This window comes from Bradyrhizobium sp. GCM10028915, assembly GCF_042666195.1.
GTDB lineage: Bacteria > Pseudomonadota > Alphaproteobacteria > Rhizobiales > Xanthobacteraceae > Bradyrhizobium > Bradyrhizobium canariense_D.
Genome location: NZ_JBHTFN010000071.1, coordinates 347088 through 361259 on the forward strand (window position 1 = coordinate 347088; position 14172 = coordinate 361259).

A 14172-nucleotide genomic window follows, 5' to 3' on the forward strand; every position below is an offset into this window, starting at 1 on the left:
CGATGCGCAAGGTCTCCCGTCTGTCCCGCTTCAACGTCGCCTCGCTCGCGCTGGGTCTGGCCTTCCTCTATCTGCCGATCCTGATCCTCGTGATCTATTCCTTCAATGCCTCGCGGCTGGTGACGGTGTGGGGTGGCTGGTCGCTGCGCTGGTATCACGAGTTCTTCAATGACCGCGCCATGATCGAGGCGGCCTGGATGAGCCTGCGCGTCGCGGTTTCGTCGGCGACTATTGCGACCCTGATCGGCACGCTCGCCGCCGTGGCGCTGTCGCGCGGCGAGCGGTTTCGCGGCCGCACCCTGTTCTCCGGCATGCTCTATGCGCCGCTGGTGATGCCGGAGGTGATCACCGGATTGTCGCTGCTGCTGCTGTTCGTGGCGCTAAACGCGGAGCGCGGCTTCTGGACGGTGACGATCGCCCATACCACGCTGACGATGTGCTTCGTCGCCGTCGTCGTGCAGTCCCGCCTCGGCTCGCTCGACCGCTCCTTGGAAGAGGCCGCGATGGATCTCGGCTGCGACCCCCTGCGCGCGTTCGTGGCCGTAACGCTGCCGCTGATCGCGCCTGCGATCGTCGCGGGCTGGATGCTCGCCTTCACGCTGTCGCTGGACGATCTCGTGATCGCGAGCTTCACCACCGGCCCCGGCTCGGCGACGCTGCCGATCCGGATCTATTCGGAGGTGCGGCTCGGAGTGAAGCCCGAGATCAACGCGATCTGCACGCTGGTGATCGCCTTGATTGCTGTTGTCATCGTCATCGCCTCGCTCGCCTCGAAACTGTCGAGTTCGCAGGGCGAGAGCGCGGCGCCGCTATAACGGGAGGCGATGATGACGTTTGCCTATCAGGTCCTGGTGCATACGCCGCTCTGGGTCTGGACCTTGCTCGCCTATCTGGTCTGGCAGGGCATCAAGGCGATGCAGCCGCGCAAGACGCCGGTCTGGCGTGCGCTGATCGTTCCGATCGTATTCATCGTCTGGGGCATTTCGCGGATTGGCTTCGGACATCAGGATAGCGCGTGGCCGCTGGTTGCCTGGGGCGGGGCCGCATTGGTGTTGTTGCCGATCGGCGTATTAACGTCGCGTCCGTTCGACGTCGATCACAAGACAGGCGAGATCATCCGCGCGGGTGGCGCCTTTGCGCTGATCCGCAACCTCGTCATATTCTCTCTGCAGTATGCGGTCGGCGTGATCTCGACGGTCGATGCGAGCGACCGTGCACTCGCACTCGTCGTCGGCCGCGCGATTTCGGGCGCGACCGCAGGCTATTTCATCGGCTCGACGATCGCGCTGCTGGTTGCCTACCAAAGAAAGCGCGCCGTGGATCTCAGGACTTCACCGCACCGGCCGTGAGCCCGCCCACCATGTAGCGCTTGAAGGCGTAATAGACCGCGGCCGGCGGCAGCGCGTAGATGAAGCCGGTGGTCATCAACAGCTCCCACGGCGAGTCGTCGGCGGCGAGGAAGTTGCCGAGCGCGACCGGCAGCGTGATATCGGTGTCCTTGGACAAGAGCAGGAACGCGTAGAGATATTCGTTCCAGGCCAGCAGCACGGCATAGGTGCCGATCGCGACCAGCGAGGGCATCATCAGCGGCACATAGACCAGGCGGAACAGCTGCAGCGTGGTCGCGCCGTCCATCACGGCGGCCTCGTCGAGCTCGACCGGCAGCTTGTCGGACGCCTGCTTCAGCACCCAGATCGCGTAAGGCGAAGCGATCGTCACCATCGCCAGGATCAGCGACCAGTGATTGTTGAGCAGGCCGTAGTTGCCCATGGTGCGGTACATCGGCACGGCGAGGAACGCCGCCGGGATGAAGTAGGTGAACAGCGCGAGATTCATCACCCAGCGGCCGCCCGGCGCCTTAAGCCGCGAGATCGAGAATGCGGCGGCGGTCGCGACGAACAAGGTCAGCGCGCCTGCGGCCAGCGCGATCACCGTCGAGTTCCAGAACTGGATCCAGAAGTCTCGCAGGAAATAGTGCTCCTGGTAGAACACGATGTGAAAGTTGTGCAGCGTCGGATGATCCGGCCACAGCTTGCCCGAGAACGCGTCCTCCTTGGGCGAGATCGCGAACAGGAACATGTGGTAGATCGGAATCATGGTCCAGATGAAGACCGGGATGCCGATCAGCAGGAGCTTGGCTTCGGTGCCAACTTCGCGGAGGGTGGGAAGCTTCATCGCGACAACCGTTTCATCATGAAGTATATCAGCGGCAGCACGAGCGGTATCGCGCAGACGATAGAGGCCATCGCAAGCGAGAGCTGGTCGAGCCGGAGATAGCGGATGCCGAGTGTCGACAGCACGTGCGTGAGGTCGGCCGGCCCGCCGCCAGTGAGCAGATAGACGCTGTTGAAGTCGCCGAGCGTCCAGATCATCGAGAGCAGCGTGCAGGTGACGTAGAGCATCTGCATCGACGGCCAGGTGATGAAGCGGAATTTCTGCCACGGACTGGCGCCGTCGACCTCGGACGCCTCGTACAGATCCTGCGGGATCGCGAGCCGCCCGGTCAGCAGGATCAGCGTCCAGAACGGCAGCGACTTCCAGATATGCACGGCGATCGCCATGGTCAGCGCGACCGTCGGATCGTTCAGCCAGTTCGGCCCGTCATCGCCGGTGAGAGAGAAGATGAAATGGTTGACCATGCCCCATTCGGGATTGAGCATGAAGCGGACCGACAGGATGGTCGGGATCGACGGCACCGCCCAGGGCAGGATGAAGATCACCGACAGCCATTTGATCCAGGGGCGCTGCTGGGCGAAGAAGCCGGACAGGAACAGCGCGATCAGCATCTTCACGTTGATGCCGATGACCAGGAAGATCAGCGTGTTGACCGCGGCGCGCGCGAAGATCGGGTCGTTGTACAGCGCGACATAGTTCGCCGGACTGCGCGCCAGCCACAGGCCGTAGCCGACGGGATAGACGACGAAGGCCAGGAAGACGAGTAGATAGGGCACAAGCAGCAAGATGCCCCAGACCTGCTGCGTGGTCAGGCGCGCCGACAGGGGAGGGGCCGGAATTGTGTCTGAGCCGGAAAGTGTGATCGCCATATCGCATACCCACCGAAAGCAACCGGTCGCGGAGAGCCGCGACCGGTATTAGCATATACCTTATTGCAGTCCGAGATCAGCCCGCGACCGCCTTGATGCGGGCGATCAGCTCGTCGACCGCCTTGTCCACCGGCACCTTCTCGCTGACCACGCGGTTCATCGCCTTGGCCCAGACGTTCTCGTTGTTCAGGATGGTGAACTTCCAGTTCTTGGTGAAGTCGAACGCGGCGGTGCCGCCCTTGAACTGCGAGTAGACCGCCTTGCGATGCCGGTCAGCCTGCCAGAACGGGCTCTCTTGGCTTTCCTTCGTCACCGGGAACCAGCGGCCGAGCGCACCCTCGATATAGGGCCGGACGTTCTCCTCCTGGAGCAGGAAGGCGATGAACTGCTTGGCCTCGGCCTTGTTCTTGGCCACGGAGAAGACCAGCCCGGTCTTGACGTCCGAGCGGTAGCGGATCGTCGAACCGTCCGGAGCCTTCGGGAAGGACGCGGTGATGATATCCTCGCCATAGGCCTTCTTGCCGGCTTCGCGCTGCTCGGGCGTGAGCGTCTGGTTCTGGGAGTCCTCGAACCATTTCGCCGCGATCGAGATCGTGAAGTTGTGGGTCATCACGATGGTCTTGTTGTGGAACGCGACGTTGTTGTCGGGATCCTTCCAGGTCGTCGAGGACGGCGGGGTGCAGCCCTTGATGTAGGTGTCGGTGTAGTCCTTCATCGCCTTGATCAGGTTCTCGCGGACCTTGGGATCGTCGACCGTGAGCTTGCCGTCGTCGTCGACCAGCTTGACGTGATAGGCATCCATGAAGGTGTAGAACGACTGGAAAGCGTCGGTGGATTCCACGCCCATCGGCTGGCCGACGCCGTAGACGCGCTGGCCGGTCGCCTTGCGGATCCCCGGTTGCACCTTGTCGCACCAGAATGTCCAGTAGCCTTCCCAGTCGGTCGGGATGTCGGCGAGCTTGAAGCCGGCCTTCTCAAGCATGTCGTTCCAGATCTCGACATGCATGCTCTGCTGCTTCAGCGGGAAGCCGTAATAGGCCTTCTTCTTGGTGACGTCGTTATAGAGGATCGACGCATCCAGCGTGTTCTGCACGAACCGATCCTTGATCGGCTCCATGATGTCTGAGAGGTCCTCGAGCCTGCCTTCGTAGGCCCACTTGCCCTGGACCTGCACGTCGTAGGTGTCGGAATAGGCAACATCGGGCACGGTGCCTGAATCGAGTGCGGCGACCGTCTTCGGAATCATGTCCTGGATCGCGTACTGCGACAATTCGACCTTGATGCCGGTCTTGGCTTCGAACTTCTTGATCGTCTCGAGCAGCGCGTCGTCTTCGGAGCGGTAGAAGCCCTTGCCCCACCAGACCGTAATCGTCTTCTGCTGCGCAAATGCGGGTGCAGCGGCTGCAAACAGCCCGGCCGCAGCGACCGCCAGTGATACTGCGCCAATAACCTTGGATTTCACGTTTTTCTCCCTCAAACGGCCGGTGTTTTTAACCGGTCGTATAAAACACTAGCGCATGGCCGCTATCCGATCTAGCGGCTTCTTGTCAGACATAGGTCGTGGGGTGTCGGGCGAGAGGAGATGCTTAATGTGCGCATCGATCCAATCGCCGCATCAATTCGCCCTGATCAATTCGCGCCGATCTGCTGGCGCCGCTTGATCGCCGTCCTTAATTGGACTTCGCGCCTTCCTTGGCGTTCTCCGCCGTCGGCGCTTCGGCCGGTGCGGGACGTTTTCCGGTGCCGGTGATGCGCTCGATCGCGGAGCGCACCGCGTCGCCCGGCTTGCGGTCTTTCAGCATGTCGAGCAGGGGCGCAGAGGCCGGCGAACGGCGGATCAGGCTTTCCGGATCGGGGAAGACGAGGGGGTCGTCCCAGGGGCCCTGCACCACGAAGGGCAATTCGAACCCCGACGCGCTGTTGAGGCTGGCCACGCCCTTCATGTCGTATTCGCGCGTCGGCACCGAGGCGGTACCGGTCATGGTGATCTTCGCCGCCGGTCCTTCGACGCGGATGTCCTCGGCGGTGGCGACGCCGTCGGAGAACTTCACCGCGATGGTGAGATTGTCGTAAGGGGTAGAGCCGTTGCGGAAATTGCCGCCGCCGGACAGCGGCCGCCGCTCGAGCCGCTTCAGGAGCTGCTCGGCATTGAAGCCCGCGATCGCGCCGTCATGCCCGGTCACTGTGGCGCTGCCGTCGAGCGACTGCACGAGGCCGAACGGGCTCGAGCCGGACGCGAGGAGCGAGACGTTGATGTTGCCGCGCCCGGACAGCTTGTTGATGCCAAACAGCTCGGAGGCGCAGGCCTGAAGGTCGACGTCGGTGAACTGGAATTGCGCCTTGATGTCGGCGACGGTGTCGGAGCGCGCGATGCCGAACGAGCCCTTGGCGATACCGCCATAGACCTGGGCCTCGCCGACCGAGAGCGCCAGCGTGCCGTTGCGGAGATTCGCGCCGATCGCGGTGCGGCCGAGTTTCGACGTCCCGACCGTCAGCTTGGCGGCCGACAGGCGCATGTCGAGGTCGGTGGTCGACAAGGCGTTGAGATCGAACAGCTGCCTGTTCCAGTCGCGCGCGCCGCTCGCGAGCAGGCGGAAAGTCGAGATATAGGGGGTGAAGTCGAGCGCGTCGGCTGCGAGCGTCGCCTGCAGCGTCTGCCGGCCGTTATTGGCGTAGGTCATCACGCCCTCGGCGGTGTTGCCGTCGAGCTCGACATTGACATTGGTGAGCGCGATGGACGCGCCGACGACATTGGCCCGCGCCTTCAGCGCGAAGCGGCCGAAGCCGCCGCTGGCGGGCTGCGGTTGGCCGGTCCAGCGTAGCGCGTTGCGCAGGGACGGGCTGTCGATGGTGAGCGTGCCCTCCATCATCGGGCTGGTGCGGTTGGCGACGCTGCCGTCGAAGGCGAGCTTGAGCGGCGCGCTCGCGATCCGCGCCTTCAACCCCGAGCGCTCGCCGGAGAGCGCGGCGACGAAATCGGAAAAGCTGATCGAGCCGTCGACCCGTTCGCCGCGCCAGTCGAACTGTCCGGTCGCGGCGAAGGAGCGCGAGATCGAGGGCCAGGCCAGCGACAGGTCGATGTCCTCGAGCTTCTCGGTGCCGTGCGTGGCAGCGTCCTCGTAATTGAGCACGCCGTCCTGGATCCGGATCTCAGAGAACGACACTTGATTCTCGGCGCCGGGCTTCATGGTGCGCGCGATGGTCTGGATGAACGGTGTCCAGTTGCTTTCACCGTCCGGCTTCAGGCTGACATGGATGCGCGGCCGCAGCAGCGTCAGGTCCGCGATCTCGAACCGTTGCAGCAGCAGCGGCAGCAGCCGCAGGTTCGCGGTGAGAACGTCGACATGGAGCGCGGGATCGCTGGTGCCGCCGCCCTTCAGCCCGACGTCATGGAAGGAGATGTAGCTTGCCGGCAGCACCGAAATGTCGATCGCGCCTGCGACGTTGACCTCGAGTCCGGTGACGTCGCGGATCTGCGTTTCCACGGCCTTGCGCAGTGCGTCGCGGTTGATGAGCCATGAGGTCGCGATCAGGGCGATCAGCGCCACGCCGAGCAGCGCCGCGATCGGCGTCCCGAGGCGCTTCATTCCTTGGGCCATGGTCAATGGCATGTCCTGATCGAGTTGGTCGCTGGAGCCAGAAGGCGGGCTGGGAAACCTGCGCGCCCCACGCCCAAGACCTATTGTGTTAAGTGCCGCAACTTGATGGGTTTTCTTGTCGCTTTCAAGGCCGCGGGAACGGTTGCGCCCACGGCTTGGGCAGCTTCTATCACCCAGGGGCGGAGCGGAGAACCCCGTATCATTGACGGCTTCGGACGATTTCGCCTAATAATCGCCGCCACTAAGGCGCGACGCCTGCAAGCCGAAGGTTCACTCGAAGGTAATTTGCATGAACAAGGTCTATCCCGACGCCAAGTCGGCTCTCGAGGGCGTTCTGAAAGACGGCATGATGATCATGTCGGGCGGCTTCGGCCTCTGCGGCATCGCCGAGACGCTGTCGGACGCGATCCGCGACTCCGGCGTCAAGGACCTGACGGTGGTCTCAAACAATGCCGGCGTCGACGGCATTGGCCTCAGCCGCCTGCTCGAAACCCGCCAGATCAAGAAGATGATCTCGTCCTATGTCGGGGAGAACAAGCTGTTCGCCCAGCAATTCCTCGCCGGCGAGCTGGAACTCGAATTCAATCCGCAGGGCACGCTGGCCGAGCGCATCCGCGCGGGCGGCGCCGGCATTCCGGCCTTCTACACCAAGACCGGCGTCGGCACGCTGATCGCCGAAGGCAAGGAAGTGAAAGAATTCGACGGACAGAAATACCTGATGGAGCGCGGCCTGTTCGCCGACCTCGCCATCGTCCACGCCTGGAAGGGCGACACCGCAGGTAACCTCATCTATCGCAAGACCGCGCGCAACTTTAACCCGATGATGGCGACCGCCGCCAAGGTCACGGTGGCCGAGGTCGAGCATCTGGTTCCGGCCGGCGAACTCAATCCCGACCACATCCACACGCCCGGTCTTTTCGTCAAGCGCATCGTCGAGGTCGGAACGGCCAAGAAGCGCATCGAATTCCGCAACACCCGCCCGCGCACGGCAGCTTGAGATCAGGAGACTAAGATGGCCTGGACCCGTGAACAGATGGCTGCGCGCGCCGCGAAGGAACTGCGTGACGGCTATTACGTCAATCTCGGCATCGGCATCCCGACGCTGGTCTCGAACTACATCCCGGACGGCATGGACGTCAGCCTTCAGAGCGAGAACGGCATGCTCGGCATGGGCCCGTTCCCGTATGAGGGCGAAGAGGACGCCGATCTCATCAACGCCGGCAAGCAGACCGTGAGCGAACTGCCGTCGACTTCGTATTTCTCGAGCGCGGATTCCTTCGGCATGATCCGTGGCGGCCACATGGATCTGTCGATCCTCGGCGCCATGCAGGTGGCCCAGAACGGCGATCTCGCCAACTGGATGATCCCCGGCAAGATGGTCAAGGGCATGGGCGGCGCGATGGATCTCGTCGCCGGCGTCAAGCGCGTGGTCGTGGTGATGGAGCATTCGGCCAAGGACGGTCCAAAGCTCCTGAAGCAGTGCAATTTGCCGCTGACCGGCGAGCGCGTGGTCGACATGGTCGTGACTGACCTGGCCGTCTTCACCATCGACAAGCACGGCAGCGGCGGCATGGCGCTGATCGAGCTCGCCGACGGCGTCTCGCTCGACGAGGTCAAGGCCAAGACCGAGGCCGAATTTCGCGTCGCACTGAAGAACACGTAAGGTTTTCGCGAAGGGGGCGCGCATGACGATACGGTCTGCGCGTCCCGAAGACGCCGATTTCATCGCACAAACCATCCTTTCATCGCAGCGCGGCTACCGGCCGCGTGGCTGGTTCGACGTTGCGCTCGGTTGGCCTGAAACACAGTGCCGTGATTTCATCGCGCACGTCGCAGCCGCTCGCGCGGTGTCGATGTGGCACGTCTCGCAATTTCTGGTCGCCGAGATCGATGGCAAGCCTGCTGCCGCCTTGTGTGCGCTACCGGCGGCCGGCACGGGACCAGCGGCTTGGCGTGCGATCGAGGAAGTCGCAGCCGCGTCCGGAATCGCCGCGGCAGAGCTGGAGGCCATCCGTCAACGCGGCGGCTACACCCGCGCCTGCTGGGTTCAGGGCGGCGAGGGCGATTGGATGATCGAGCATGTCGCGACCGATCCCGCCTATCGCGGCCGCGGCCTGGTGCAGTCACTGATCGCGCATGCGCTGGAGAAGGGGCGAGCGGCTGGATGTGCACGGGCGACAATATCGTTCCTGATCGGCAACGAGCCCGCCGAGCGCGCCTACGCCAAGGCCGGCTTCCTCTTTGCGGAGGAGAAGCGCGATCCTGAGTTCGAGGCGATCATCGGTGCGCCGGGCTTTCGCATGTTCGCGCGGGCGATGTGATCGGTCTTGAAAATCAAGCCGCGGTTGCCGCCAATGGCCGGACGCCTTTGCGCCATGCGGTGATGGTGCAGCCGAAGCGGCCGCGAAACCAGCGGGCCATGGCGCTCTGTGCGGAGAAGCCGAGCTGCACGGCGATGTCCGCCAGCGGTCGGCCAGGGTCGTCGATGAGCTGGACCGCGAGATCGGCGCGCTGCGCGTCGTGAATGGCCGAGAAGCTGGTGCCGGCTTCGGCGAGGTGGCGGTGGATAGTGCGCCGGGTGCAGGCGAGGTGCTCGGCCACGCGCTCGACCGTGCAGTCGCCGCCGGCGAGCAGGAGACGCACGACCTCGTCGACCTTCTCCTCCCAGTTTGCCGGCCGCGTCTCGATCGCCTCGATCCGCTTGCGCAGATAGCTCGCGATCAGCGGATGCGCGCTCGGGATCCGGCGCTCCATGTCGTGCGCCGACAACAGGATCGAATCGTCCTCTGCGTTGAAGATCACACGGCAGCCGTAGAACTCGCGGTAGCGCTTGCGGTCGTGCGGCGGCGGATAATGCAGGTGCACTTCCTGCGGCCGCCAATCGCTGCCGAACAGCGACTGGATGATGCGGTGGACGCTGCCGAGCGCCATGTCGATCGACTGGCGCGGCGCGGCCGGCTGCCGGCCGCGCAGGTGCAGCGTGACGGTCACGGTCTGCTTGTTGCGGGTGACGTCCAGCTTCATGCCGTCGTGATGGATCGGGATGAAGCGCGAGAAGGCTTCGATGGCTTCACCAACGGTCGCCTGTTCGCGCACGATCAGGCCGACCGCGCCGAAATTGGTCAGCCCGCCGCGTTCAGCAAGCCGCAAGCCGAAATCTTCGGCGCCGGACGCCTCGGCCGACAGCTCGAGCAGACGGCGGAGACCGGTGACGGCAATGGGCGTGTCGGGCTTGTCGAGGCAGGCCAGCGGCAGCCTGACCTTGCGCATCATGTGTTTGGGGTCGAGCCCGACCGACCGGGCGACCTCCGGGTAATAGCTCAAGCCCGCGCTGCGAATGAGGTCGGTCATGCGCCCCGTTCCTGCCGGACATCCCGCAGATGTCCCGAAATGTAAAGTTTCTGTCCCGATCCGTCAAATCCGGGAACTGGGTGGAACATACATAAGTAAAACCGAAGCACGGGCGTGAATGCCGTGCATATGACGGCGCGGCGCGACGAGGCCCCGCTGCCGTCTCGGACCATTTGACCCAAGACATTGCTGGATCGGAATTATGCCGGGGGACATGCTTTCCAAGGGTGAGGTATTCGTCATCGACACCGATGCCGCCTCCCGCGAACAACTTTCCACCGCGCTTCAACAAAGCGCATACAACGTGATCTGCTTCGCCGACGGCGCGTCTCTGCTCTCGGAGGCCAAGGCGCGGATGCCGGCCTGCGTGCTGCTGGAGATGCCGCCTGATCGCTCCGGTCTCGACGTGCTCAAGCGCCTGCGCGAGGAAAACTGCATGGCGCCGGTGCTGGTGACCGCGACAAACGGCAGCATCGCCATGGCGGTCGACGCCATCAGGAGCGGTGCGGCCGACTTCATCGAGAAGCCGTTCCGCACCCGCGACATCGTCGACCGGATCGATGCCGCCATCGACGAGTTTGCACAGCCCGGCTCCAACCGGCAGCGCTGGCTGCCCGGCTGCGAACCCCTGACCACGCGAGAGGGCGACGTGCTCGAGCATCTCGCCGCCGGCCTGACCAACAAGGAGATCGCCCGGCGCATGCATCTGAGCGCGCGCACGGTCGAGGGCTACCGCGCCGGTATTCTGAGGAAGGCCGGTGCGAAGAACGTGACGGACCTGCTTCGCCGCATCTTCGGGCAGGGTTCGACTCCTCAGGATTAAGCGCTCCGTCGCGGGCCTTGCTGCCGCCGCGGCGGCGCCCCACGGAAACCCCAATCGAACCAGTTCCTTCCCTGCCGCGTCCAACCATGTTGGCGAGGCATTGGATCGCGCGTCCGGCTGGCGGCGGCGATGACTTGGAGGAGGGACTTGATGCGCATCACCGCAAGATGTTTGGCGACGACGAGCCTGGTTCTGGTGAGCACGGCATTCGCGTCGTCGTCATGGGCCGCCGAATTGGACGCCACGTCGGCGATCGATACCGTCACGGTTTACCCGGATGGCGCGACCGTCACCCGCGTCATCGCAGTGGACCTGCCGTCTGGTGACTCGACGCTCGTTGCCAAGGACTTCCCGCTTGGTCTCGACACCTCCTCGATCCGGGTGGAGGGTGAGGGGGGAGCGAAGCTCACCATCGGCACGATCGATGCGCGAACGCCACGTGCGGCGCCGGTCAATTTGCCGGAGCTGGACAAGCGCATCGAGGCGCTGAACGACCAGCGCGCCGACCTGCAAGGCGCGATCGACTCGGCCATTGCGCGGCGCAAATTCGCGGAGCACTTTGCGGAAGCCTCTCCCGCGGGCATCGGCGACAAGGGCGAGGCGCGGCCGATTGCCGAATGGCGCACGGCCTTTGCCGCCGTTGGCGACGAAATTGCGAGCGCCGATACCGCCGTTCGCGACGCCACGCGCAAGATGCGCGAGATCGATCGGCAGATCGCCCAGCTCGAAGTCGAGCGCAAGGCCAAGCCGCCGAGCAAGCTCGAAGTCGGCATGGACATCGCGGCGCCGGCAGCAACCAAGGCGACGTTGCGGGTGACCTACAATGTGCGCAATGCGCGCTGGCTGCCGCTCTACGACGCCCGCCTCGACACCGGCGCGAAGGATCGCAAGCCGCAGCTCGAGCTGGTCCGCCGTGCCGAAGTCACGCAATCGACCGGCGAGGACTGGTCCAACGTCACGCTCGGCGTCTCCACGGTCCGCATCGGCCGCGGCGGCAGCGCGCCGGAGCTGAACTCGCTGGTCGCGCAGTATCCGCAAGTGCCGAAGCCGCGGGCGCTGGGTTCGCTTTCGGATTCGGCAGTGCCTGCGGCGGCGCCCATGCAGCAGCGAAAGATGGAAACGTCCGCGGCCAAGGCGGCCGACGATATCCGCGAGCGCGCCGAAGAACAGCAGGCGGTCGCCGAGATCGGCGACTTCCAGGCCTCCTACAAAATTCCCGGCCGCGTCAGCCTCGGTGCTGCCGAGGGCGCCAAGAGCCTGCGCATCGCCTCGATGACAGTGCCCGCCGATCTCATGGTGCGCGCGGCACCGGTGATGGATCCAACCGCCTTCCTCGAAGCCAGCTTCAAGCAGAGCGACGACACGAGTCTGTTGCCGGGCAAGGTCGCAATCTATCGCGATGGAACCTTCGTCGGCCGCGGCAAACTCTCGGCTTCGGCCAAGGACGATATCGTGCGGCTCGGCTTCGGCGCCGACGACAAGGTCAGGATCGAGCGCGCGGTGCTCAAGCGCAACGAAGGTTCGGCCGGTCTCCTGGTCACGACGTCGAAGACCGACGAGCGCGCATTCAAGACCACAATCCGCAATGGTCACGACTTCCCGATCAAGGTCGCGATCGAGGATCAGTTGCCGGTCAGCGAGAACGAGGACATCCTCGTCGAGATGTTGCCTGCGACCACGCCGCCGACCGCAAGCAACATTCGCGACCGGCGCGGCGTTCTGGAATGGTCGTTCGATGCCAAGCCCGGTGAGGTCCGCGACATCAATTTCGCCTGGCGCGTTCGCTGGCCGAAGGACAAGAGCATGGTGATCGTGCCGGCGGGGTAAGGAGTCTTTGCCTCTCCCCGCGTGCGGGGAGAGGCCGACGCGCGAAAGCGCGGCGGGTGAGGGGGGCTCTCCGCGCGTCCGACTGTCACCGTCCCTGCGGAGAGTCGCCCTCAGCCCGCCCCTCTCCCCGCAAGCAGGGAGAGCGAGAGAGTTTTACTTCGCCTTCAGGAAGTCCGCGACATCGAGCAGCATGAACTCGTCGTCGTCGGCCTTGTTGGGATCGCGGCTGGACGAGAACGGCAGATTGTTGTCATTGCCGACGATGATGTGGGTTTCGTCGACACGATCGACGTTCTCGATGGTGAAGAACGGGAACGTGTAGACGCCGTCATTGAGCGGCTTCTTCGCCTTCTTGTCGGGATCCCTGATCTTCAGGAGGTCGATGTAGCCGATCTTGCGCACGGGCTTGCCGACATTGGCGTCGGTGAGCTCGATCTTGTAGACGCGCTTGAACTTGGCCACGTCGGGGAAGCAGTTCTCGCCGCGGGTGCCTTGCGGGCAGGCCTTTTCGGGCGTGCCTTCGCCGTTGTCGCGCTCGATGATCAGGCCGGCGCTCGGGTCGATCATGTTGAAGTCGCCGATGGCATTGCCGTTCTGCTCGAACACATACTGCCAGTAGCGGCCGGTGAATTTTTCCGCGGCGACGTCGAATTCGAGGATGCGCGAGGCTTCCTTGCCGTCGACCTTCTCCCAGTCCTTTTTCTCGGCATCCCAGAGCGGCCCCTCGAGCAGGCCGTAGAGAAACTTGCCGTCTTTCGAGGCGGCGAAGCCCTCGTAACCCTTGGAGCGTCGGAGGTTGACGTTGGTGTAGGTCGCACCCGGCGCGCCCGGGGTCGCCACCGCCCAATGATCCGGCGATCGCACGGGCTTACCGTCGGCGACCGTCTCGAATACGGCCAGAATCTTGCCGGTCTTGTCGGCCTTCAGGATGTAGGGGCCGAACTCGTCGCCGATCCAGAAGGTGTCGCCGATAATCTGGAAACCTTCGGTGTCGAAGTCGGAGCCGGTGAGGTAACGCCTCTCGGTGTCTTCATGCACGATGCGGAACGGCACGCGTCTGTCGGGATCGTGCAGGAACACGGTCTCCAGCCGCTCGATCTTGCCGCCGGCCCAATCCATCCTGTAGCGGTTCAGGTACAGCATCGAATCTGGCGAATTGGCGCGCGCGCCCATGCCGTTGTCGGTGATGACCCAGAAAGTGCCGTCCCCCATCGACTTGATACCGGAATGGCCCTGCAGCGGCTGGCCCTTGAACGGCAGCGACACGCCGGTGGCCCGCTCATAGGACTTGCCCATCACCGTGCCGAGCGCGTCGACCCGCTTCCCGGTGGTGTATTTACCGGATGTCTTGAGATCGGCGGGAGCATCAGCCGGCGCGTCGATGAACGTGGCGGCCGGCATCACGACGTGGCCGGCGAGCTTGGCGGGGAATTCGCCTTCGCTCTGCGCCAGCGCGGAGCTCGCGGTCAGAATGATCGTTGCGACGGTACTAAGCAAAGTCGCGCGCATGTGCGTCTCCTGTTAACGG

At 64.2% G+C, this 14172-nt stretch carries 13 protein-coding genes; 7 read left to right on the plus strand and 6 right to left on the minus strand.

The window, feature by feature from the left end; genetic code table 11:
* The first annotated feature begins 2 nt into the window (after positions 1 to 2).
* The gene (locus ACFQX9_RS37295; protein WP_085349158.1) at positions 3 to 815 is read left to right on the plus strand and encodes an ABC transporter permease; all 813 of its coding nucleotides are present in this window, start codon (positions 3 to 5) and stop codon (positions 813 to 815) included.
* A gap of 12 nt (positions 816 to 827) precedes the next feature.
* On the plus strand, positions 828 to 1349 hold the full coding sequence (locus ACFQX9_RS37300; protein WP_085349159.1) for a DUF6622 family protein: 522 nt from the start codon (positions 828 to 830) through the stop codon (positions 1347 to 1349).
* On the opposite strand, the gene ACFQX9_RS37305 is transcribed toward ACFQX9_RS37300, so the two are convergent.
* The 4 genes from ACFQX9_RS37305 to ACFQX9_RS37320 form a co-directional block, all read right to left on the minus strand.
* On the minus strand, positions 1324 to 2175 hold the full coding sequence (locus ACFQX9_RS37305) for a carbohydrate ABC transporter permease (RefSeq protein WP_018453833.1): 852 nt from the start codon (positions 2173 to 2175) through the stop codon (positions 1324 to 1326). The two genes, ACFQX9_RS37300 and ACFQX9_RS37305, sit on opposite strands and share 26 nt — an antisense overlap.
* The gene (locus tag ACFQX9_RS37310; protein ID WP_018453834.1) at positions 2172 to 3044 is read right to left on the minus strand and encodes a carbohydrate ABC transporter permease; all 873 of its coding nucleotides are present in this window, start codon (positions 3042 to 3044) and stop codon (positions 2172 to 2174) included. Before ACFQX9_RS37310 ends, ACFQX9_RS37305 begins: the two co-directional genes overlap by 4 nt.
* Positions 3045 to 3120: 76 nt before the next feature.
* Positions 3121 to 4506 carry an ABC transporter substrate-binding protein gene (locus ACFQX9_RS37315; protein WP_018453835.1) on the minus strand — a complete coding sequence of 462 codons (1386 nt, stop codon included), beginning with the start codon at positions 4504 to 4506 and terminating at the stop codon, positions 3121 to 3123.
* A 208-nt stretch (positions 4507 to 4714) separates the two neighbouring features.
* Positions 4715 to 6643 carry an AsmA family protein gene (locus ACFQX9_RS37320; RefSeq protein ID WP_162496341.1) on the minus strand — a complete coding sequence of 643 codons (1929 nt, stop codon included), beginning with the start codon at positions 6641 to 6643 and terminating at the stop codon, positions 4715 to 4717.
* Positions 6644 to 6932: 289 nt separating this feature from the next.
* Between ACFQX9_RS37320 and ACFQX9_RS37325 the strand changes: the two genes are divergently transcribed.
* From ACFQX9_RS37325 to ACFQX9_RS37335, 3 genes are read left to right on the plus strand one after another with little or no spacing between them, the layout of a single operon-like run.
* A complete protein-coding gene (locus ACFQX9_RS37325) occupies positions 6933 to 7640 on the plus strand; it encodes a CoA transferase subunit A (RefSeq protein ID WP_085349162.1) in 708 nt (235 codons plus the stop codon).
* A gap of 15 nt (positions 7641 to 7655) precedes the next feature.
* Complete coding sequence (locus ACFQX9_RS37330) at positions 7656 to 8306, plus strand: CoA transferase subunit B (RefSeq protein WP_007596236.1); 651 nt, start codon at positions 7656 to 7658, stop codon at positions 8304 to 8306.
* A gap of 22 nt (positions 8307 to 8328) precedes the next feature.
* On the plus strand, positions 8329 to 8964 hold the full coding sequence (locus tag ACFQX9_RS37335) for a GNAT family N-acetyltransferase (protein ID WP_377791995.1): 636 nt from the start codon (positions 8329 to 8331) through the stop codon (positions 8962 to 8964).
* Positions 8965 to 8977: 13 nt separating this feature from the next.
* Here ACFQX9_RS37335 and ACFQX9_RS37340 read toward each other — a convergent pair whose 3' ends face one another.
* Positions 8978 to 9994: an AraC family transcriptional regulator gene (locus ACFQX9_RS37340; protein WP_377791996.1), complete on the minus strand. Its 1017-nt coding sequence runs from the start codon at positions 9992 to 9994 to the stop codon at positions 8978 to 8980.
* A 202-nt stretch (positions 9995 to 10196) separates the two neighbouring features.
* Here ACFQX9_RS37340 and ACFQX9_RS37345 point away from each other — a divergent pair, with 202 nt between their 5' ends.
* Together ACFQX9_RS37345 and ACFQX9_RS37350 are read left to right on the plus strand one after the other, a co-directional pair.
* Positions 10197 to 10817, plus strand: coding sequence for a response regulator transcription factor (locus ACFQX9_RS37345; RefSeq protein WP_377791997.1), 621 nt, complete (start codon positions 10197 to 10199; stop codon positions 10815 to 10817).
* Positions 10818 to 10967: 150 nt separating this feature from the next.
* Positions 10968 to 12644 carry a mucoidy inhibitor MuiA family protein gene (locus tag ACFQX9_RS37350; protein WP_377792041.1) on the plus strand — a complete coding sequence of 559 codons (1677 nt, stop codon included), beginning with the start codon at positions 10968 to 10970 and terminating at the stop codon, positions 12642 to 12644.
* Between the two features lie 153 nt (positions 12645 to 12797).
* Here ACFQX9_RS37350 and ACFQX9_RS37355 read toward each other — a convergent pair whose 3' ends face one another.
* Positions 12798 to 14153, minus strand: coding sequence for an esterase-like activity of phytase family protein (locus ACFQX9_RS37355; protein WP_204512201.1), 1356 nt, complete (start codon positions 14151 to 14153; stop codon positions 12798 to 12800).
* Positions 14154 to 14172 lie beyond the last annotated feature (19 nt).

Excerpts from the sequence above, each read along its gene's own strand:
- ACFQX9_RS37295 (WP_085349158.1), top strand. The coding sequence starts at position 3 with ATGCGCAAGGTCTCCCGTCTGTCCCGCTTCAACGTCGCCTCGCTCGCG.
- ACFQX9_RS37325 (WP_085349162.1), top strand. The coding sequence starts at position 6,933 with ATGAACAAGGTCTATCCCGACGCCAAGTCGGCTCTCGAGGGCGTTCTG.
- ACFQX9_RS37320 (WP_162496341.1), bottom strand. The coding sequence starts at position 6,643 with ATGGCCCAAGGAATGAAGCGCCTCGGGACGCCGATCGCGGCGCTGCTC.
- ACFQX9_RS37345 (WP_377791997.1), top strand. The coding sequence starts at position 10,197 with ATGCCGGGGGACATGCTTTCCAAGGGTGAGGTATTCGTCATCGACACC.
- ACFQX9_RS37335 (WP_377791995.1), top strand. The coding sequence starts at position 8,329 with ATGACGATACGGTCTGCGCGTCCCGAAGACGCCGATTTCATCGCACAA.
- ACFQX9_RS37300 (WP_085349159.1), top strand. The coding sequence starts at position 828 with ATGACGTTTGCCTATCAGGTCCTGGTGCATACGCCGCTCTGGGTCTGG.
- ACFQX9_RS37305 (WP_018453833.1), bottom strand. The coding sequence starts at position 2,175 with ATGAAGCTTCCCACCCTCCGCGAAGTTGGCACCGAAGCCAAGCTCCTG.
- ACFQX9_RS37355 (WP_204512201.1), bottom strand. The coding sequence starts at position 14,153 with ATGCGCGCGACTTTGCTTAGTACCGTCGCAACGATCATTCTGACCGCG.
- ACFQX9_RS37330 (WP_007596236.1), top strand. The coding sequence starts at position 7,656 with ATGGCCTGGACCCGTGAACAGATGGCTGCGCGCGCCGCGAAGGAACTG.
- ACFQX9_RS37350 (WP_377792041.1), top strand. The coding sequence starts at position 10,968 with ATGCGCATCACCGCAAGATGTTTGGCGACGACGAGCCTGGTTCTGGTG.
- ACFQX9_RS37340 (WP_377791996.1), bottom strand. The coding sequence starts at position 9,994 with ATGACCGACCTCATTCGCAGCGCGGGCTTGAGCTATTACCCGGAGGTC.
- ACFQX9_RS37310 (WP_018453834.1), bottom strand. The coding sequence starts at position 3,044 with ATGGCGATCACACTTTCCGGCTCAGACACAATTCCGGCCCCTCCCCTG.